The organism is Paenibacillus maysiensis (assembly GCF_000520815.1).
GTDB lineage: Bacteria > Bacillota > Bacilli > Paenibacillales > Paenibacillaceae > Paenibacillus > Paenibacillus maysiensis.
In genome coordinates, this window is the sequence record NZ_ASRY01000013.1 from 21,713 (window position 1) to 42,292 (window position 20,580).

Here is a 20,580-nt window from a genome sequence, read left to right on the forward strand (position 1 = left end):
GAGAAACATAATGAATAAAAAAAGTGCTCTGATTGCTACAACTTTGCTTTTATCAGTTGCATTAGCGGGTTGCGGTGGGGGGGAGGCCCCTGCCGCACCAACTGCGGCGCAGCAAGCCATTCCGGTCCAAGTGGCAAAGGTGGCCAAAGGCAGCATTAACGATTCAACAGGTATTATTGGAAGCTTTGCTCCCAAAGAGACGGCTCAGGTGTCTCCTAAAATTAGTGGTAAGATTCAAAGTATTAATCTTACAGTGGGGCAAAAAGTAAGCAAAGGCGACACACTATTTACTATAGACCAAAAGGATTTGCAGGACGCGATTAAGCAATCTCAGGAATCGTACCAAGTTGCCTTGGCCAATTTAAAGCAGGCTGAGTCTGGCGCAGCGCAATCTGTACAACAGGCAGAGTCTAGTGTGGATCAAGCCAAAAGCGCGCTTGTTCAGCAAGACAATACCATTACCCAAGCTCAGACCGCTCTGGTAGATGCTCAAAGTTCCGTGCGTGATGCTCAAAATACGCTTAATCGCAACCAACAGTTGTTTAGTGCGGGCGCTCTTTCTCAATCTGATTTAGAGCAGTCTCAAATAGCGCATAGAAGGGCTTTAACTGCGGTGGAGAATGCACAGATCACACTTCACAATGCCCAAACGTCCAAGGAAAGTGCACAAACAACATATAATAATGCTCTAAAATCATTGCGTCTTGCACAACAGAAAACGGGCATTGACGTAGCGCGTGCTTCTGTCAATCAAGCTAAGTCCAGTTTAGACACAGCACGTAGTCAACTGGTGGATGCTGTAGTCAAAGCTCCGATTTCCGGCACGATATCGGTAGTAACAGGAACCCAGGGGCAAATGGTTAGTGCACAATCAGCGGTTGCTACAATAGCGAATACCGATCCTATTATTGCTAAAGTTAACGTTTCTGAATCTGAGCTTCTTAAGCTACAGGTGGGTTCATCTGTGACTGTAGGTGTGGACTCGTTAGATAAGCGAATTGAAGCCAGAGTATCGGCCGTCAATCCGGTAATGGATAATGATCTCAAGGCATATCCTGTCGAGGTTTCGGTTCCTAATGGTTCAGGTGAATTAAAATCAGGGATGGTTGTAACTGTATACATGAAATCAGAAGCTCCTAAAAACATTTTGGTATCGCAGGATGCCATTACGGAGCAGGCAGGGAAAAAGTATGCCTATGTAGTGGAAGGAACTGTGGCTAAGCGGGTAGAAGTGCAAACAGGTCAGGAAAGTGCCAAACAGGTTGAAGTAACCAAGGGGCTTGCTGAGGGGCAAAATGTCGTCGTTAAGGGAGTAAGTCTCCTTACGGATGGTGCGAAGATTAATGTAGTCAAGTAATTTGTCTCGGCTATATGTACAGTAAATCACTGTTACTCCGTCATTCCTACTACTTAAAGTGTATTAGAGTATTAGATTTCAAGGGAATCTATAGACTTTATGTGCTTTATATATTCTATGGGTAATTCTTAACGAATATACTCCATTAAAGACCGACTTAAATGTACGAAAATAATCCTTGTACATTTAAGGTTGATAAGGTAAAAGTTGTAGGATGACGGAGGAACAGGTTCAATAGTATAATTATGACTGTGGAAAGCGGAATACATATTCAAAAAAAATAAATTTTTTTTTTGAAACGGACGCAACTTTTTGAACCCATGCTACGTCTAATTGGGTGAGTATGAAACAAAGGGGTACAAAAGCGTAAAGACATAATTCGCTAAAAAAATTCTTTACTGCATTGTTATCACATTGTATAATACTGGAGTACGTCATAAATGGACGCTTTCTTTCAACTAGATTCCAAGCTTCTGTGATATTGTCACAGATATCATTTTATAAGGGTTCTCATAAAGCTCGGAAAGGAGGTGTAACGACTGATGAGTGACAAGATCCGACAAAAAGACAAAAATAATATTTCTGGTTATATTCAAGGAGGAGAAAAAAAGGTTATGACAAAGTTTAATAAAAAAATGATCAACGTGCTGGCAACAGCAACATTGGTTGCTGGTGTTGCAGCTCCAATCGCAGCACTGACTGCACCAACTGCAGTTCATGCAGCTTCTAGCTATTCTGCTGTTAATACTCCTAGCATTGGTTCAAGTCAAACTACAAACACTACTTTGGGTAGAGTAAAAGTTAACGTAAGCCAAGCTTCTGTTGGTAAAGGTGAATCCTTCACTGTTACATTGCCTAAAGGCTTTGAATTTGCTACTGACCCTAAAGTTGTTCCTACTGCTATTGATTCTACTTATGGTTTGGGCGTTTACGTTGATCCAGGCGATAACAATGATGATGCTGCAGCTCGTGCAGAAACTGGATACGTTCCGGGTGAAGGTTTGACTGTAGAGAAGCTCACTGATAACTCTGCAAGAGTGACTTTCAACTTTACTAACTCTAAAGATAGCGTTGATCTTTATCTGAACTTTGGTAAAATTAATGTTAACGGACCTAGCAACGGACCTGTAAAAGCTACTTTTGATGCAGCTTCCGCAAGTGGTTTTACTAGCGGCGAAGCGACAATTGCAAACGTAGTTTCTTCCGGTCAAGTATCTTTGTCTGCTGCTGATACTGTTTCCAGTGAAGAAAACTTTACTGCAACTTTGAAAGTTAAAGAAGAAACTGCTGGTTCTTTGGGTACCAACAACATTAAATTGAAATTGCCTAGCGGTTTCAAATGGGACTCCGCTCCTAAGAAGCCAGCCACTATTTTGTATACTTCTAAGACAGACAAAGCAATTAAGCCAGAAGATGTGAATTATTCTACTGATGGCGATACGCTTACTTTGTCTTTGAAAAAAGTAAGTGATGACCAAACTTCTTTCCAATTGCCTGTAGGATTCTATGTGGATGATGAAAACAGTGCTAAAGAGGGCGATGTTACTGTTAGTATCACTGGTAATGCAACGACTGACGTTAGCTCCCTTGTAGTTGGTAGCTATGGTCAAATCGGTGGTGGCGTTTCCGTTGCTACTCCATCAACAATTCTTGCTGGTCATGATGAGCAAAAAATTGGTGATGTTACAATTAAAGAGACTGTTGCTGGTTCCTTTGTAAAAGGACGTACTGTAACTTTGCGTCTGCCTGAAGGTGCTCGTTGGCAGTCAACTTTTGAAAGTAATAACCCTGGAAGTAACTTCTCCGGTTCTATGGAGAACACTAACGGTTTGGGTGGAGCAGAGGTTTCCTATACTGACTCTGACAAACGTACTTTGAAATTGACTTTCAACAACGCTAACAGCACTAAAGATCCAGGTACTTTGAAACTGAAAAACGTTGAAGTTGCTACACAACCAGGTTTCTCTGGCGACCTGAACGTTGATGTTGCTGGTAGCCAAGGTCTGAGCGGTACTGTTAAGGTTGCAACTGTGAAGCAAGCTGTTACTTTGGCTGCTGCATCCAAACCAACCCTGACAATCGGTCTGGGCGAACAACAAATTGGCGACATCACAATTACTGAAGCAGCTAAAGAAGCTTTCGTTAAGAAAGACGGTAGCCGTGAAGTAATCTTGGAATTGCCAACAGGCGTACGCTTTGCTTCTACTCCAGATGTTAAAGTAACAGCTGGTGACGTTAAAGTGAAGAGCGTATCTACTGATACTTACGGCGATAGCAACAAAGGCCGTCTGAGCTTCTACATCGACAGCGAAAGTGCTACACCAAGTACAATCACAATCTCAGCTCCTAAGCTGACTGTTGACCGTACTGTAGCTCAAGGCGACATCGTTGCTAAGCTGAAAGGTAGCGCTGTTTCTTACACTGCATACAAAGGTGCAACTGACAACACTCAAAACTGGAAAGACAACAACACTGCTGCTGCTGAAGTAGCAATCGCAACTGTTGGAACTCCAGCTCCAGGTGCTACTAAATCCAAAGCTGTATTTACACTGGGAAGCACTGCTTACACAGTGAACGGCGAATCTAAAACAGCTGATGTAGCTGCTTATGCTGAAAACGGACGCACTTACTTGCCAGTACGTTATGCAGCTGAAGCTCTGGGTGTATCCCCACAAAACATCCTGTTTGACAAAGCAACTTCCACAGTTACCCTGATTAAAGGTGACCGCGTTGCTCAGATCAAACTGAACACTAACCTGTTGACTATCAATGGTTCTGTGGTTCGTATGGACGTTAAAGCTGTAACTAACAAAAACCGTACTGTACTGCCTATCTTCTGGGTGAGCAGAGCGCTGGATGCATCCATCAACTATGATGCAACTGCGAAAACAGTAACTGTTGAAAACAACAACTAATTTAAGAGCAACTCTTTTGAGTTAACTGAATTAGATGAGAAGAGGGTTCCTTTTGGAGCCCTTTTCTTTTATTAGTCATATTGACAAAGGAGAGAAATTATGAAACGTTTTGGAGTGGCGGTACTTTCCACATTGGTTCTTTCTTCTGCATTTGCCAATCTTGCGGGAGCTCAAGCAGGTGATATAAAAGTTATTATTAACGGTGTAACCCAGCAATATACGCAAGCTCCTGTTGTTAGTCAAAATACAACCTTGGTACCTCTTCGTGGAGTTTTCGAAAGCCTGGGAGCGCAAGTGGATTGGGATAGCAAAGCCAAAAGAGTAACGGCATCTAAAAATGAGGATACATTGACTTTGAATGTGGGTTCTAAGCTTGCATATAAAAACAGTGCTCCTGTACAACTGGATGTAGCTACTCAAATCCAGAAGGGTCAAGTACTCGTTCCTTTACGCTTTGTGAGCCAATCATTAGGCGCCAAAGTAAATTGGGATAAGACTACACGAACAGTGACCATTTCAAATCAAGTTGATGGAAGTACTACTGGTGAAAATAATAGTTTGTCCAGTAAGCCTTTCACAGCTCCTGTGACTAAAGTTACTTATGATACCTACTATAATGATTCTTTGACCTATGATGATGCAGTTAAACTTGCTATAGCTGATAGTACCACAGTTAAAACAGCAGAAACGAATATTGATCAATCTGGGAAAATTATGAAAGAAGCAGGTAAGAATATCGACTTTGTTCCTGCAGAAGCCGGTGATGAAGGACAAGATAAAGCTTTTAAAGGATATGCCCAAACCAACCTTAACTACGAGGCTGCAAAAAAGAATTTAGACATGACTAAGGAAGGTATTCAATACAACGTGAAGGATCTTTATAACAAGCTTCTTCAAAAGCAAAATGCCGTTAAGCTGGCTGCTATGAATATTGAAGATGCTGAGCGCAAGCTTAAAGTTGCACAAATTAAAAGAGATAATCAAATGTCGAGTGATTATGAGGTGACACAAGCAACCAATCAGTTGACTCAGAATCAAGCTGCTTTAGACAAGGCTAAAAAAGATCTGGATAGTGCATATGTATCTTTGAATCAAATGATTGGCTATAAACCAGAACAACGTTACGAATTGAAGGATAAGCCTGTCTATTCTGAGTTTAAAGATAATGTGGAAACTAAGGTGAGCCAAGTACTTACTAGCAGCACTGCTATTTGGTTAAGTGAACAAAAAGTAGATTTAGCTGAATTGAGCTTGAAGCTCTACAATTTTAGTACACCAGGAAACACACCATACGAGGCTGAACAGCTTAATGTAGAGAAGGCTCAGTATGCTACAGAGGGCACGAAGAGACAGCTTGAAGAAGCTGTAAGAACGCTTTACAACAACATTAAAGGATTGGAAAGTCAATATTCTCAAATTCAAGCTGGCTTGGTAAGCGCTAGAAGTGCAGCCGATATGGCTAAAAAGCAATTTGATGTTGGCTTGGCTACTGAGCTTCAGGTTTATGAGGCTAATCTGAAAGTGACTACTGCTGAACAGCAAGCTGAAGATCTGGTTACAAGTATTGATACATTGAAGATGGCTTATGAAAAACCATGGGTTTTACAAGGTGCAGCTTCTGGAGCAGGCCAATAATACTAGAATACAAAAGTATTTTCACAATGCATTAACGTGCTGTAGGAGGATTTACATGAAACCACGCTACAAAGTATCGCTGGCAGCAGTTTTGCTTGGAGGAGGGATAGTTGCAGGCTCCTTAATGAACAACTCGGTTAATGGAGCCTCCAGCTCTGGGCAACCAGGAACAGCTGACGATCCGGTTGTAACCAAAAGCTATGTTGATCAAAAAATTGCTCAGGCTCTCAAAGGTGGAACGACAACCAATACCAGTACTAGTAAGACAACTAGTTCAGCAGCCTCTTCTACCACAAACGCTACTTCTAACGCCACGACATCTGGAGCTTCTAGCTCAGGCAAAGCTTCCACAGCTGTGGAACAGACCGGGGAATTGAAGGTTGTTGATGTAAAACCTGGTCAAAAGCTGATTGCCAAAGCTGGATCGGAATTTATTTTACGTAACGGGTATGCTGTTGTTTATAGTATGGATGCCAGTGGAGCTATTGATATCACTTCCGGAACGGAAATTGTTCATAATCAAGCGGTTGAGAAAAATCATTTACTATCCTTTCCTAGAGAAGGAAGAGGTATTCAGGTAAAGGAAGGCCAGAAGTTTGGCCTGGTCGTCATGGTACGTGGCGGTTACACTCTCCAATAGGTTGTATACTGGAATGTTCTTTTTCGTAAATACTGCTTGGGATAGTAAATTGTTCTTGGCTAATCTGGCTCCAAACGCTGCACACTAACTTCATGAAAGAAAATACAATTGATGGAGGTGTGTACGATGGCGTCAAGAGGTCAGAGACGATTGATTCCCGAAAGCCGTGCCAGATTACATGATTTGAAGTATGAAATTGCTGCTGAGTTTGGGCTTCCTGTTTATAATCCCCAATATGCACATGTAATTCCTAGTGCAGACAGTGAGTTTGCTGCGGAGTTGGGCGAATTTAAAGGAAGCGCAAATGTGGAGTGGCGCGATTTGACTTCAAGACAGAATGGCTCTGTGGGCGGCGAAATTACCAAGCGATTGGTACAATCTGCCGAACGCAGCTTGTCTGAATTGGGTACCTTGTAAGCTGCAATAATTTTACTGATTTTGAGGTACAATTTTTTAAAAAAAGGCTATTTTCATTTTGGATCAGAAATTAGTTCTTATCCATTTGCCTTAGCTTCGCCTTTTGTAATTGGGCGATATGAATTGACACCTCGTTTTAAATAGGATATCATGGCATTTGAGGCTTGTACGCAACCTTTTCCTACCGGAAAAGGTTCATTTTTTGTTAATTAGGTATAGCAGTCATTTTCTGTCACATGTTGACGTGAGAGTGTCTGAATAATGCCATTGCCATGTCAGGATTTTATATAAATCCTCATGTATTTTAATTGTGGGAGGTTGAAATTCATGTCTGTAAAAGGTCGTCATTTGTTTACGTCTGAGTCCGTAACAGAAGGTCATCCGGATAAAATCTGTGATCAGATTTCTGACGCTGTATTGGACGCCTTTTTGGCTAATGACCCTAATGCACGGGTAGCGTGTGAAGTATCGGTAGCTACTGGTCTTGTTCTCGTCATTGGTGAAATCAGCTCCAAATCGGAATACGTGGATATTCCATCCATTGTACGCAATACGATTAAGGAAATTGGCTATACACGTGCGAAATACGGCTTTGATTATAATACTTGCGCTGTATTGACTTCTTTGAATGAACAATCGCCGGATATCGCTCAAGGGGTTAACGCTGCCCTGGAAAGCCGTGATCCTGCTGAAGTAGATAAAGAAACGGAAAACATTGGTGCAGGCGATCAAGGGCTGATGTTTGGTTTTGCCACGAATGAAACACCTGAGCTGATGCCGTTGCCAATCGCGATGTCTCACCGTATTGCACGTCGTTTGGCTGAAGTGCGCAAGGATGGTACACTAAAATACCTTCGCCCGGATGGTAAAACGCAAGTAACGGTAGAGTATGAAAATGGCAAACCAGTTCGTATTGATGCCATTGTAGTTTCTACACAGCATGCAGAAGATACTACATTAGAGCAAATTCAGGCAGATATCAAGGAAAAGGTTATTTTGCCAGTTGTTCCTGCGGAATTGCTGGACGAGCAAACCAAGTATTACATTAATCCTACAGGGCGCTTTGTTATTGGCGGACCTCAAGGGGATGCAGGTCTGACAGGCCGCAAAATTATTGTTGATACGTATGGCGGTTATGCACGTCATGGCGGGGGAGCATTCTCGGGTAAGGATCCGACCAAAGTAGACCGTTCCGCTGCTTACGCTGCCCGTTATGTAGCGAAAAACCTTGTTGCAGCCGGATTGGCAGATAAAGTAGAAATTCAGCTTGCCTATGCTATTGGTGTAGCTACGCCGGTTTCGATTAGCGTCGATACATACGGTACGGGTAAAGTAGGCGATGAGAAAATCGTTGAACTGATTCGTAACAATTTTGATCTTCGCCCAACAGGTATCATTCGAATGCTAAACCTGCGTCGTCCAATCTACAAGCAAACGGCTGCTTACGGTCACTTTGGCCGTACAGATCTGGATGTGCCATGGGAGAGCGTAGACAAAGCTGAAGCTCTGAGATCGCAAGCGGGTCTATAATTTCTCATATCTTATCAAATACAAGCTATAACCAAAAAAAGACTGTCTCATGATTTACATGAGCAGTCTTTTTTGATGTGTCTTACAAGTTAAGTTGAAAATTGCTGTGATGTATTGCTAACTTCTACTCCGTTGGGGGTGCAAGATTCAACAGCTTTTTGAGCAAATGACAGACCTTTTGCAGATCCTTACGCTGTTCCAAATATGAAAACAGAGCTTTTAAAAGACCTGTTTGGGGATTCGCCTTCAAAGCTTCTTCTTTTAATAAGGCGGCAATTTGCAGGTACTCCTGCTTTTCTTCCTTTGAACTCCATGAAGACAGCAGTATACTGTCTTCCAGAGAGTGGAGAAGGCCGTTAATCTGGCGGCCTTGATCAAAGGGATTGCTTAGAGTACTTTCAGGTAACCAGCCCTGCTTGCTCCAGAACAAATGAGGGGCGGATTCACCACTATTCAGGTTGGCTACCAAGGAATGGGATAAGAAGATGATGAATTGCGCAAGCTGCTCAACCGTTTCATCATTCATTCGATCCGCAAAGAAGCGAATGTATTCAAATACAACACTCTTGAGCACAAAGGTTATATCCCATGCGTGATCTTCAATCTCCGGTCCAAAAACGTCAATCATGCACTCACGTACCCATTTGTACAGCTTATATTCATGTTGCTCGAAGGCGCCATTGAGTTGCTCGTTTTGAAAAATAAGCATGGACGGCTCAGGAAGATCCATCATGAGATACACTTTGTTTTCAACGAGGTTTTTCAAATAGAGTACGATAAAATCGTGCAGCTTAGCTTCTTTAGTAAGGTCAGGCTTGCTGTAAAGTGCCCGAATGTCTTGTTCAATATTATTCTCCAGAATGATACACATTTCCAAAGGAAGCTCTTCTTTTCCTTGAAAATATTTATAAAAGGATGCCTTCGCCATCCCGCTTTCTTTGGCAATCTCTTCAACAGATGTTGAATAGTAGCCTTTTCTGGAGAATAGCCGAATGGCTGCCTGTAAAATATCATTTTTTTTGCTTTCCATACATATTTCCCCCTAGGGTTCAATCCGACAGTGTGTATTTCTCTGCATGCAACTACAAAGGTTGATCGTGTGTGATAACCGTGTGCTGCTGTTTTTTGAGTTGACGGCGCATTTTGTACTTGGCCATGATCATATACAATGACGGCACTACAAACAGGGTTAACAACGTCGAGAATAACAATCCGAAAATGACAGTAAACGCCAGTGGCTTAAAGAGCAGGCTACCCAGTAGGGCTAACGGAATCATACCTACAATTGCTGCCAGAGAAGTCAGTAAGATGGGTCTGAAACGGGCAGTGGCTGCTTGTATCACAGCTTCTTTCAGCTCCATTCCCTCATGCCGGGCATCCTCGATGAACTCGATTAACACAATTCCGTTTCGCACTACAATTCCCGCCAGTGCGATAATTCCCATGATGCTCATAAACCCGATAGGCATACCTGTCAGAAAAATACCGATAATTCCACCTGCTGCTGCCAGGTACACTGTCGTCATAATAATAATAGGAATGGAAAGAGAATAAAATTGCATGGTGATTAAGAGTAAAATGAGCAAGACCACAACAATTGCCAGCTGTCCTAAATCGCCGAAGATGGTGGATTGATCGGAGGTTTCTCCGCCCACCTCCCATTTGTAGCCCTCAGGGAACTTCATTTGTGCCAGTTTACTTTCAACATCTACCATCGCTTCGCTAGCCGTTCTTCCATTCAGATCGGCTTCTACCGTAATCGTCCGTTCCATATTGTAATGCTTGATTTGCTGAATAGCAAATGTAGGCTTGATCTGTACGAGCTGGTTTAATGGAATCTGCTCACCAGCAGTATTTATTACACTTAATTGTTGGAAAAGCGTGCTTGGCTCCTCGTCAATATGATTCAAATACAGTTTGATATCTACCAGACCGTTTCCCGTATCAAATTGGCTAACTTGGGCTCCTTCTTTTAATAGAAGAAGTGTACGGGTCAAATCAGTGTAGCTCACGAGGTACTGATCCATGGCCTGCTTGTTGACCTCAAGTTCCAGCGCATATCGCTCAATCCCTATATCATCCACGATTCCCGTTGTTCCATTTACTGTGGCGATCTGTTCCTTTGCTTTTTGGGCAAGGGTTTGCAGCTCATTCAGGTCCTGGCCTGAAATACGGATAGAGACGGGCTTACCCACAGGAATTCCCAGACGGGGAACATACATCGTAACCGTAACTCCAGGGTAGGACTTTTTAATGTGCTGTTCCCAGGCATCGACTGTCGTATTGAGATCAAATACATCCTCTTTGCCGACAACAGCGATCTGACCGACAATCTCGTTGTCGCTACTATCACCGCCGCCGCTGCTAATGTCACTAAACAACTGCGGAGCTGTTCCTCCAGCGCTGTAGGTTACGTTAGAGGTTTCGGGTTGTTTTCTTACCCAACCTGCAATGTCTTTGACTACCTGGTCTGTTTCCGCGATCGAAGTGCCCACAGGCATTTTTACATTTAATGCGACGTGAGGATCTTCCGATTCTGGAAACAATTCAACCCTTGTGAAAGCGACCAGTCCATATGCAGCCGTCCCGAGCATGAGTCCAATCATTGCGGTCAGCAAAGGACGCTGAATTACTTTGGGTATTAACTTTTGTGAATAGAGCTTATTTAAAGATTGAATCTGATGACCTAACAAGCCAGGTGGTTTAGGTTTTCCCTGAGGGCGACGAGCCTGTCTGCGTTTCTCATACCATTCTCGAAAAATAGGAATAATGGTGAGCGACATGATCATAGAGGCAAGCATAGTCAGGGAAACAATGGCTGGAATCGGTTTAATAAATGCACCTACATTCCCTGGAAGAAATAATAGTGGAGCGAAGGCTGAGATGGTAGCCAGTGTAGCAACTAAAATGGAAAGCATCACCTCTTTGGTGCCTTTTACTGCCGCAACGGAGGGAGATTCGCCTAATTCCGTAAGTCTGCGCTCGATATTGTCATTTACGACTACCGCGTCATCGACGAGTATACCAAGTACGATAATCAGGCCGACAACGGAAATTTGATTGAGTGTAATGCCGAACATGGGCAAAAAGATAATGGCGATCGAAACCGAAATAGGAATCGCCAGCGCGACAAAAGCAGAGGTTAGCAAATTCAAGCCCAGCATACAAACGAGAATAACGGCCGCAATCGCGAGAATCGTTTCACGTTTTAAATCGTCGAAGATATGAGTTACCTGATCTTTTTGTGCAAAAAGAGTTTCAAAGTGAACGCCAGCGGGGAGTGTCTTTTCCAGCTCTTTCAGCTTGGTATTAACCTTCTCGCTCATCGACGGGATATCGGTGCCTGTTTCTGCTCCAATGCTTAGTGTAATGGCTGGTTTACCATTTATGTAAGCAAAGTAGCCTGCTTTGGAATGTGCCAGCTCAGTCGTACCTACATCTCGTAGGTAAACAGGGTTCCCTTCCTTGGTGCGTGTCAGAATGACCTGATCTAACTCGTTGGCCTTTTCTGTTTCCCGGACAATGAGCTGATAGGTGCGCCCGTTGTATTCAATATCCCCGGTGGGGACCCGGTCAATCTGAGACTGGATCGCCTGCGCAACTTGCCCCCAGGACAGCTGGTATTGCTGAAGCTTCTGATTGTCGATATGGACTCGTACCTCTTGATCAGGAAGACCTCTGAATTTGACACTGGATACGCCAGATATGGTATTAAGCTGATCTTTCCAGCTTGTAGTCATATCATTGAGTTGATACAGCGGTGCGACAGAGTCAGCGATCAAGGCATAGGAGCCGATAAACGAGCTGGTCAGCTTATCATTCACAACAGGTGTTTCAGCGCCATCAGGGAGATCGGCTTGTGCATCCTGCACCTTTTTACGCATATTGTCCCAAACCGTTTGGGGATCAACTCCATCTTTGGATTCGATTAAAATAGAGGAGAATCCGTTACCAGAAGTCGAATTAATCGTTTTAACGCCTTCCACTTCCTTGATGCGTTTCTCCAACTCTTTGGTTACGGTTTGTTCTACTTTTTGTGGTGAAGCACCAGGGTAGACTGTTGTTACCATAGCATTCTGTATTGTGACATCCGGCATCTCCTGCTGCGGTAACTGGAAAAAACTGAAGATTCCGACTAAGATCAGCATGACAAAAAACAGCAACGTAATTTTTCGTTTTTTTACGATATACTCAATCATGGGCGTCCGCCTTCCCCCGACTGAATCGCATTTCCATCAAACAGGGTTTCTGCCCCTTTAATGACAATACGTTCGCCTTCACGAAGGCCGGATACAATTTGAAGCTGATTTTCTACGACCTGATTGCCAAGCTCCACTGGAGTTTTAACAGCTTTTCCTTGGACATCTTTGAAAATAAAAGGCTTGCTTCCTGTGTTAATGACCGCTTCGGCCGGAATGAGAATGCCGTTCTTGTCTGTTACCTGATGAGCAGCTTTAATGACCTGACCGGGTAACCAGTTTCTTTGCGGATTGGAAATGACAATCTCTACATTAACCCTACCTGTATTGGTACTCGTTGATGGATAAACGTTGGATACTGTGCCTTGACGGGTTTCCTCGTACAACATGACACTGACCTGTTGCCCCTTCTTCCAATCTCTGATTTCGCTGTCCGGTACCGGAAGCAGAACCTTGAGTCGATCAATGGAGCCTATGCGATAGACTGCTTGGCCAGAAGCGACTAAATCACCTGTATTCACGATCTTATCTAAAATGACGCCGTTCACAGGAGAGATTAGACGGGTGCGTGAAAGTGCAAGTTCTGCCTGACCCTTAGCGACGAGTGCCTTTTCGTAATTGGCACTGGCTTGTTTTTTGGAAGCGGCAGCCTGTTCACTGGCTGCAAGGGCTTTAGATCTTCCAGCAAGCGCATCCTGAAAGGAAGCCTGAGCGGATTGGTGGTCTTCTGTCGTTGCTCCTTCCAGCAGGAGGGAAAGGGAGTCTTTGGCCTGTTCCAGATCTTTCAGGGCTGCGGTAGCATTCAGGCGGGCATTTTCGTTATCCGACGCGGAAGCAGCGCCTGCCTCAAACAGCTTCTGTGTACGCTCGCTATCCGTCTTGGCCTTATTATAAGCGCTTTGTGCCTTATCTACAGTAGCTTGCGCTTGTTGCTTTTCTTGAGCACGTGCGCCTTTATTGACCTTGTTGACATTCGCGCGAGCACCTGTAATGCCGGCATCGGCGGATTGAATCGCAGAGGCAGCGGCCTGAAGGTTAGCCTGTGCGTTATCTATACCTGCCTGAGCCTCTTGAATCGAGGCTGCGGCCTGCTCAACCTGAAGCTTGTAGTCAGTGTCATCCAAACGAGCAATAACGGCGCCCTTCTGTACAGCAGTGCCGACAGAGAGAGATGCACTGGCTACAGTGCCTCCATTTTGAAAAGCCAGTGTGTTTTCCTCATAAGCCTGAAGCGTGCCTGACAAGTTATAGGCAGTATGGAGCGGAGAGGATTTGACGATTGCGGTACGCACAGCGACTGGCTGTGCAGCAGAGCTTAGAGAGGCATCCTCCTTCCCGGCAGAACATCCAGCGATCGCGATGCTCAGGGATAGGGTAAGTATGCTGATTGTTCGTTTTTTATTCATGATTATCGATCCTCCTGATGGGTTCATAACATTAGGCCTGAACTGGGTAGTATTATTTGAACTTATTAGTTCATGTGTATTATAGTGTGCTAATTATGCATTCGTCAATTTATAGTTTGTGTTGTATGAAATAGTTGATAGAATTTTCGTAACTTTTGCCTTTATAATAAGTCTATTAACATAAGAGGCTTTTTTTGTTTATTTGATAGAGTTTAGAGTACGTGATCGGAAAAGTCCGTTTGAATACAATGAAGATGGGAGAGTTATCATCCATATGTTTTTAGGTAATAGGAAACAAGGCAATGAGAAAGTAGATGGCAGAGGGATCGTTAAAAGATGGGCTGTTTTGACACTGGCGGGAGTATTGTGGGTTGGACCCGTTGCCGGAACAGGCGCTCTAATTCCGTTAAACGGCTGGATATCTGCGCCGATTGCGAGTGCAGCTTCCGGTTCAACTGTAAAGTTGGGGGAAGAAATTATTACTTCCGGTGCAACATTGATGAAATATCGTTTTAAAGGCTCCAAGGGAACAGCGTTAGCTGATATCGTCCGGGTAGACTTGCAAAATCCATACGTCAAGCTGGATGTTATGACCGGGAAAAATGGGCAGTTCACAACCCGTCAAAGCACAGGCGGTATGGCAAAAGAAACCGGAGCAGTCGCTGGTGTGAACGGAGATTATTTTAATACCTCCAGCGAGGGTGCCCCGATTGGTGGACAAGTATCGAAGGGGGTATTGATGTCTACTCCGTCCGATTTAACGGGGATGTATGCTTTTGCAGTAACCAAGGACGGTTCCCCAATGGTGGAGCAGTTCACCTTTGAAGGCACAGTAAAAGCCGGGGATGGATCAACTTTCCCCTTAGCGGGGATGAATAAGGCTTCGTATTCGCCTGAAACGAGCGGAAGCAGCTACAGCCATTCCAATGCAATGTATATTTATACATCTGCCTGGAAAGCAATTGAGCGGCCGAAAAACAGCTCAACAACGCCTACCGAGGTATTGGTGCAGAATGGTGTGGTTACGCAAATTTCCAACAATGCTACGTTGAATATGACTGTGCCGCAGGACGGCTATATTTTACGTACTCACGGCAAAGCGGCCGATTATGTCAAAGCCCACCTGACAGTAGGACAAACGATAGAAACCAGCTATCATCTTCGTGTCAAATCGACAGGGAGTGAGGTGGACCCTTCCAATCTCCAGATGATGATTGGCGGACACACCATATTGGTGAATGACGGTCAGAAAACTTCCTTTTCCCGCAGTACAACGAGCATAGGCGGGACGCGGGCGCGCACGGCTTTGGGATATTCCCGTGACAAGCGTTACGCTTATGTCATTGCCGTTGAGAAGAACGGGAACAGCGTTGGCGTATCCCTGAGTGAGCTGCAAACGCTGATGAAAGATATTGGTGTCTGGAAGGGTATGAATCTGGATGGCGGTGGCTCCACCACAATGGTGACCCGTGATTTAGGAGATACGACAGTGGGGCTTACGTTCAATACGGAATACGGTACGGAGCAACGGAGCGTCGTAAACGGTGTGGGTGTGTACACCAGTGCGCCTAAAGGGACGCTCAAAGGCTTCACGATTAAAGGCAATAAAACGCTGCTTATTGGTCAGACCGGAAGCTATTCTTTTAAAGGCTATGACACCTACTACAATCCGTTCGATACCTCAAATGTACAAGTGACATGGAAATCGAGCAACCCGTCCGTGATATCGGTGAGTGGCGGGGTTGTGAAGGGGTCGAAACCAGGAACAGCTACGTTGACGGCGTCCAGTGGCTCAGCTAGTGCTACGACCAAGGTTACTGTCTTGGGAGCAAATGAAATCTCATCACTTACCGCAGGCAGTGGGACAGGATCGCTTACGGCAGGTGCTAAAATCGAGGTACCGGTAACTGCAAAGACGAAAGATGGCCAGAGCGTCAGCATTTCGTCAGATGCGCTCAAATGGGAGTTCATCGGCTTTAAGGGAAGTGTTAAGGACAATCAGCTTACGGTAAATACGGTGGATGCGGGTGTGAAAACGGGCTATGCCATCGGTCGCTACGATGGTTTCAGCGCGGTCGTCTTCCTGTCTTCTGGCGGGGCTAGCACAAACAACTGGGAGAACTTCGAAAATGTTTCGTATCCGGTTGATTTTACTTCGAATGTGGAAGGCGTTACCGGCACAGCGGCTGTTGTACAAGGAGATGGCGACCATGCCAATTCTAAAGTGCTTGAGCTGAACTACGACATGACGAACGGTAGTGGTAAAATGTATGCCTATGCCCAACTGAACGGTACAACCGGCAAAACGCTTGAACAAGCGGCTACATCCATCTCGATTGATGTTAGAGGAGATAAGAGTCTGAACTGGTTGCGCGCCGAGCTGGAAGATGCCCAGGGCAAAACGGCATATATTGACCTTGCCAAAGTGATCGACTGGAATGGCTGGAAAACCATTAACGCAGACATGAGCAGTTTGAATATTTCATATCCGGCGAAGCTCAAGCGCCTGTATGTAGTCAATGTGGCCGAAGGTCAGGATGAGCGTGCTAAAACGGGCAATGTCGCTTTTGATAATATTTCTTTTAATACACCGGGAACGGTCGGAACCGAAGGACTCAAAAAAGGAACGGCTCAAATGACAATCGGACAAAAGTCAATGACCGTGAACGGGACGTCAACGACGATTGATGCTGCTCCGATGACTCGTGACGGCTCAACGTATGTGCCGATCAAGTACGTGCTGGATGCTTTTGGCGGGCAAGCCAAGTGGAACGCAGGCGATCAGCGGATTACGATTATGCGTGGCGGTGTGCTGATGGATTTAACAGTAGGCAAGAAAGAAGTCGTCCTGAACGGCAAACGTCAGAGCACGGATGTAGCACCCATTGTGTTAGATGGTAGGACTTTAGTCCCGTTAAGACTCGTGTCTGAGCAGTTAGGAATGACTGTAAAATGGGAACAAGAAACGAAGACCATCACCCTCCAGTCATGATATGGTATGATATATACTTGAAATGCTAGGATTGGAGTAGAACATTTGTGGACTTTCAAGCCGATATCATAGACCGAGTCATTAAGAATGCCATCCAGGTGATGGAGAACAGCAAATATCAGATGTTCGAAATTTTGGACACGGCCCGGACCGAGCTGGTCACGTTAAATCAGGAACTCCAGAGCGTCCTGAAGGAAACGGCGGAAACGATTGAAAAGGTGGACCAGCTGGAAATGAACTATCGGCGGTCCCGTATCCGGCTGACTGAGGTCAGCCGTGACTTTGTCCGCTATTCGGAAGAGGATATCAAGCAGGCTTACGAGAAAGCAACACAGCTTCAGCTCGATGTGATGATCTTTCGCGAGAAGGAAATGTATCTCAAGGCCAGAAGAGATGATCTTCAAAAGCGGGCTAAAAGTGTTGAGGACTCTGTCGAGCGGGCCGAAACCATCGGTTCGCAGATGGGCGTCGTGCTGGAATACTTGTCGGGTGAGTTGGGACAAGTGACGCGGATCATTGAATCGGCCAAAAACCGGCAATTTATTGGTCTGAAAATTATTTTAGCCCAGGAAGAGGAGCGTAAGCGGATATCCCGTGAAATTCATGACGGACCTGCACAGCTTCTTGCGCATCTAGTACTTAGGACGGAAATTGTGGAAAGAATGATCGCCAAGCAGGAATTCAAGATGGTTCAGGACGAAATAGTAGACTTGAAGAAACAGGTTCGCTCCAGTCTTGAGGAAATGCGAAAGGTTATTTTTAATTTGCGTCCTATGGCCCTGGATGACTTAGGACTTATTCCGACGCTCCGAAAATATGTACAGGATTTTGAGGAAAAAACGAAGATTAGAGCGCTTTTTGAAACAAGGGGCAAGGAACATCGTCTCTCTTCCGCGATGGAAGCAGCCATTTACCGTCTGATCCAAGAAGCTTTGACCAACGTTGCCAAGCATGCTTATCCTACCTATGTGCTTGTTGAGATTACCTATCAGGCGCAGCTTGTAAAAATCGTGGTGCAGGATAATGGTCTGGGCTTTAAGCCAGAGCTTTTTCAGCAGAAAAGCAAAGATCATGGACATTTTGGTCTGATTGGTATGCGGGAAAGGGTTGAACTGCTCGAGGGGAGAATGGAAATCGAATCAGCTGAGAATCAAGGCACCAAGATAGTGATTCATATCCCAACCAACGTGGAAAAGGGAAAGGAGTAACAACATGGAAAATCAGGAAATTAGTAACGCACCCATTAAAGTTCTCTTGGCGGACGATCATCAGTTGTTCCGTGAAGGGCTTAAACGTATTTTGAATATGGAGGACGACATTGAGGTCATCGGAGAATGTGGCGATGGTATTCAGGTGTTGGAATTCTGTAATGTAGAGAAGCCGGATATCGTTTTAATGGACATTAATATGCCTATTGAAAACGGTGTGGAGGCAACGGAGAAGCTGCGCGAGATGTTCCCGGATGTCAAAGTTATCATTTTGTCCATTCATGATGATGAAAGCTATGTATTCGAGACGTTGCGCAAGGGGGCTAATGGCTACCTGTTAAAGGATATGGAGGCCGAGTCCCTCATTAATGCGATTCGCTCTGTGCATGAAGGGTATGCGTTTATTCATCCGAAGGTAACGGGTAAGCTCATTCAGCAGCTCCGCCGGATGACGTATCTGAATGAAACCGGGGCTATGGCTGAAGGTCATACGAAGGAAGCTGGCGTGAAGTTCGTCGCAGGCGAAAATAACCCGCTGACCCGTCGTGAGGCTGAAGTGCTGCGCTTAATGGCTGAAGGCAAGAGCAACAAGATGATCGGTGAATATTTATTCATTAGTGAAAAAACGGTCAAAAACCATGTCAGCAGTATTTTGCAAAAAATGGAGGTTGATGACCGGACACAAGCGGTTATTAATTCCATCAAATACGGATGGGTTACGCTGTAAAGTGTAGTCTTTGAAACCCAGTACATAACCGTGACACCTCTTCCTGTTATACGGCATATATTGTCGCTATAGGAGGAGGTGGAACCTTCGTGATGGCTCATTTGGTTTGGATATCGCTTATATATGGTCTGGGAGCCGCAGTCGTGCATCTTATGTATATACGGCAGGCGGTTCAAGCCTATCGCAATGGCGACGATGTGCGCGCGTTATCTTCGGATCAACGGCCGACCCGTTATATTGTCATTACTTCTAATGACGGAGAACGTGTGGAGTGGGTGATGCGTTCATTGAGCATACTTGCCTGGTTACGTCGGAGGCCGCTGCATGTGACGGTACTGGATGATGAATCCGTGGATGATACACTGCCGATCCTTACACGGATGGTGCGTTACAGCCATATGGATGTTTCGGTCATTTCATATCGTTTTTCACCGGGAAACCCGGTTTTACCGAAGTTAGGCGGTGAAAATCAGGTTGTTATTGACCTCAGAACAGCCAACCCGTTGGTGGATGCTCCACTTGTTCGTTAATGACAAAGTATGGTGGACATTACGGTCGAAACCGGTTATAAATGTTTATAAGGAATTGCATATGCAAGATAAAAGGGATTTCACTGAAATCCGAATGATGTGAAGCACACTTCAGGCTATGGGCCATGGAAGTGTGCTTTTTTGCTTTTTTGTTGTTAGAAAGAGGAAAATAAACACATGAGAAGTGGAAGGGTACCAAATGAAAATTGCGGTATATGTGGTCAGGTATAGAGGGAAATGGGATATCCGCTTATCCGTGGATATTCGAGTAGATATGACATGGTGGTTGAAAGGGAACAAGGGACAGGAGAATGCTGTCGAAAAATGGGTGGTACTGGGGCGAGAGCTTCCGTTGTCTTGGGGCGTAAAGCTGTGTGAAGTGTTCAAGGGATCAACGGACATGAAGCGATGGACAAGGAGGCAATGGTGGCAATATGTTCTCGCACAGCTAAAGGATGAACTGATTTCAGAGTCTGGTGACGTAGAGCAACATTTAACCGGAGGGATCAATGCTATTTGCATTTGGGAGGGGCAACTGTTTCATCCAAGCAGCAGCATGATGTATGAGGGAGGGAGTGAGGAACGGAGTATAGCAGGAGTATCGTACCTCAGGCAAACAAGGCATTCCAACAGTGAAATTGAAAAATTGGATATGGAGCGCGTGGCACGACAAGCGGATGTGCTGGCTGATTTGCTGTCAGGACGCCAGTTGCTTGTTCTGGAAGCTGAAGCGTTGCTGGCTGAGGTGGCACCAGGATTGGAGCGCGTTTGGCGCTTGGCTGCGCAGCTCGCGTACCTACAAGGTCGACTTAGCTTTGCTGCTGGCCTTGCACCACATGCGCGTAGGCCCGCTACGAGTGATCTCCGCTGCAACCGTTGCGGCAGCGGGACGATGTACCGCACGAGCTGTGCATCGTGCGGGCGCGAGGCGTGCGCCTACTGCGAGACGTGTCTTGCGCTGGGGCGCAGCCGTGAGTGCTCGCTGCTGCTGCGCGGTGCAGCGAAACCCGCCGTGCCGCGCACG

Annotated in this window: 13 protein-coding genes and 1 pseudogene; 11 read left to right on the forward strand and 3 right to left on the reverse strand. The window is 45.1% G+C overall.

Translation table 11 applies throughout. The features are described 5' to 3' along the window. The first annotated feature begins 10 nt into the window (after positions 1 to 10). The 6 genes from L696_RS0100925 (at position 11) to metK (ending at position 8,494) form a co-directional block, all read left to right on the forward strand. Entirely contained in the window at positions 11 to 1,357 is a 1,347-nt protein-coding gene (locus L696_RS0100925) for an efflux RND transporter periplasmic adaptor subunit (RefSeq protein ID WP_025681970.1), read from the forward strand. A 542-nt stretch (positions 1,358 to 1,899) separates the two neighbouring features. After that, positions 1,900 to 4,272, forward strand: coding sequence for a copper amine oxidase N-terminal domain-containing protein (locus L696_RS0100930; RefSeq protein ID WP_025681971.1), 2,373 nt, complete (start codon positions 1,900 to 1,902; stop codon positions 4,270 to 4,272). A gap of 99 nt (positions 4,273 to 4,371) precedes the next feature. After that, entirely contained in the window at positions 4,372 to 5,907 is a 1,536-nt protein-coding gene (locus L696_RS0100935; RefSeq protein WP_025681972.1) for a stalk domain-containing protein, read from the forward strand. A 55-nt stretch (positions 5,908 to 5,962) separates the two neighbouring features. Further along, the gene (locus L696_RS0100940) at positions 5,963 to 6,547 is read left to right on the forward strand and encodes a hypothetical protein (protein ID WP_025681973.1); all 585 of its coding nucleotides are present in this window, start codon (positions 5,963 to 5,965) and stop codon (positions 6,545 to 6,547) included. Between the two features lie 126 nt (positions 6,548 to 6,673). Then, complete coding sequence (locus L696_RS0100945) at positions 6,674 to 6,964, forward strand: alpha/beta-type small acid-soluble spore protein (protein ID WP_025681974.1); 291 nt, start codon at positions 6,674 to 6,676, stop codon at positions 6,962 to 6,964. A 327-nt stretch (positions 6,965 to 7,291) separates the two neighbouring features. After that, positions 7,292 to 8,494 carry a methionine adenosyltransferase gene (gene metK, locus L696_RS0100950; RefSeq protein WP_025681975.1) on the forward strand — a complete coding sequence of 401 codons (1,203 nt, stop codon included), beginning with the start codon at positions 7,292 to 7,294 and terminating at the stop codon, positions 8,492 to 8,494. A gap of 124 nt (positions 8,495 to 8,618) precedes the next feature. On the opposite strand, the gene L696_RS0100955 is transcribed toward metK, so the two are convergent. From L696_RS0100955 to L696_RS0100965, 3 genes are read right to left on the reverse strand one after another with little or no spacing between them, the layout of a single operon-like run. After that, positions 8,619 to 9,524 (reverse strand): TetR/AcrR family transcriptional regulator, encoded by a 906-nt coding sequence (locus L696_RS0100955; protein WP_025681976.1) that lies wholly within the window; start codon positions 9,522 to 9,524, stop codon positions 8,619 to 8,621. Between the two features lie 52 nt (positions 9,525 to 9,576). Beyond that, positions 9,577 to 12,693, reverse strand: a complete 3,117-nt coding sequence (locus L696_RS0100960) for an efflux RND transporter permease subunit (protein ID WP_025681977.1) — start codon at positions 12,691 to 12,693, stop codon at positions 9,577 to 9,579. After that, positions 12,690 to 14,099 carry an efflux RND transporter periplasmic adaptor subunit gene (locus tag L696_RS0100965; protein WP_025681978.1) on the reverse strand — a complete coding sequence of 470 codons (1,410 nt, stop codon included), beginning with the start codon at positions 14,097 to 14,099 and terminating at the stop codon, positions 12,690 to 12,692. Before L696_RS0100965 ends, L696_RS0100960 begins: the two co-directional genes overlap by 4 nt. A gap of 274 nt (positions 14,100 to 14,373) precedes the next feature. Here L696_RS0100965 and L696_RS0100970 point away from each other — a divergent pair, with 274 nt between their 5' ends. From L696_RS0100970 to L696_RS0100990, 5 genes and pseudogenes are all read left to right on the forward strand, one after another. Further along, positions 14,374 to 17,091 (forward strand): stalk domain-containing protein, encoded by a 2,718-nt coding sequence (locus L696_RS0100970; protein ID WP_025681979.1) that lies wholly within the window; start codon positions 14,374 to 14,376, stop codon positions 17,089 to 17,091. Between the two features lie 47 nt (positions 17,092 to 17,138). Continuing rightward, the gene (locus L696_RS0100975; protein ID WP_025681980.1) at positions 17,139 to 18,299 is read left to right on the forward strand and encodes a sensor histidine kinase; all 1,161 of its coding nucleotides are present in this window, start codon (positions 17,139 to 17,141) and stop codon (positions 18,297 to 18,299) included. 4 nt (positions 18,300 to 18,303) lie between these two features. Further along, the gene (locus L696_RS0100980; protein WP_007432713.1) at positions 18,304 to 19,026 is read left to right on the forward strand and encodes a response regulator; all 723 of its coding nucleotides are present in this window, start codon (positions 18,304 to 18,306) and stop codon (positions 19,024 to 19,026) included. 92 nt (positions 19,027 to 19,118) lie between these two features. Then, positions 19,119 to 19,556 (forward strand): hypothetical protein, encoded by a 438-nt coding sequence (locus tag L696_RS0100985; protein ID WP_245233260.1) that lies wholly within the window; start codon positions 19,119 to 19,121, stop codon positions 19,554 to 19,556. A 199-nt stretch (positions 19,557 to 19,755) separates the two neighbouring features. Next, positions 19,756 to 20,580 (forward strand): annotated as a pseudogene (locus L696_RS0100990) (DNA/RNA helicase); the annotation flags it as partial.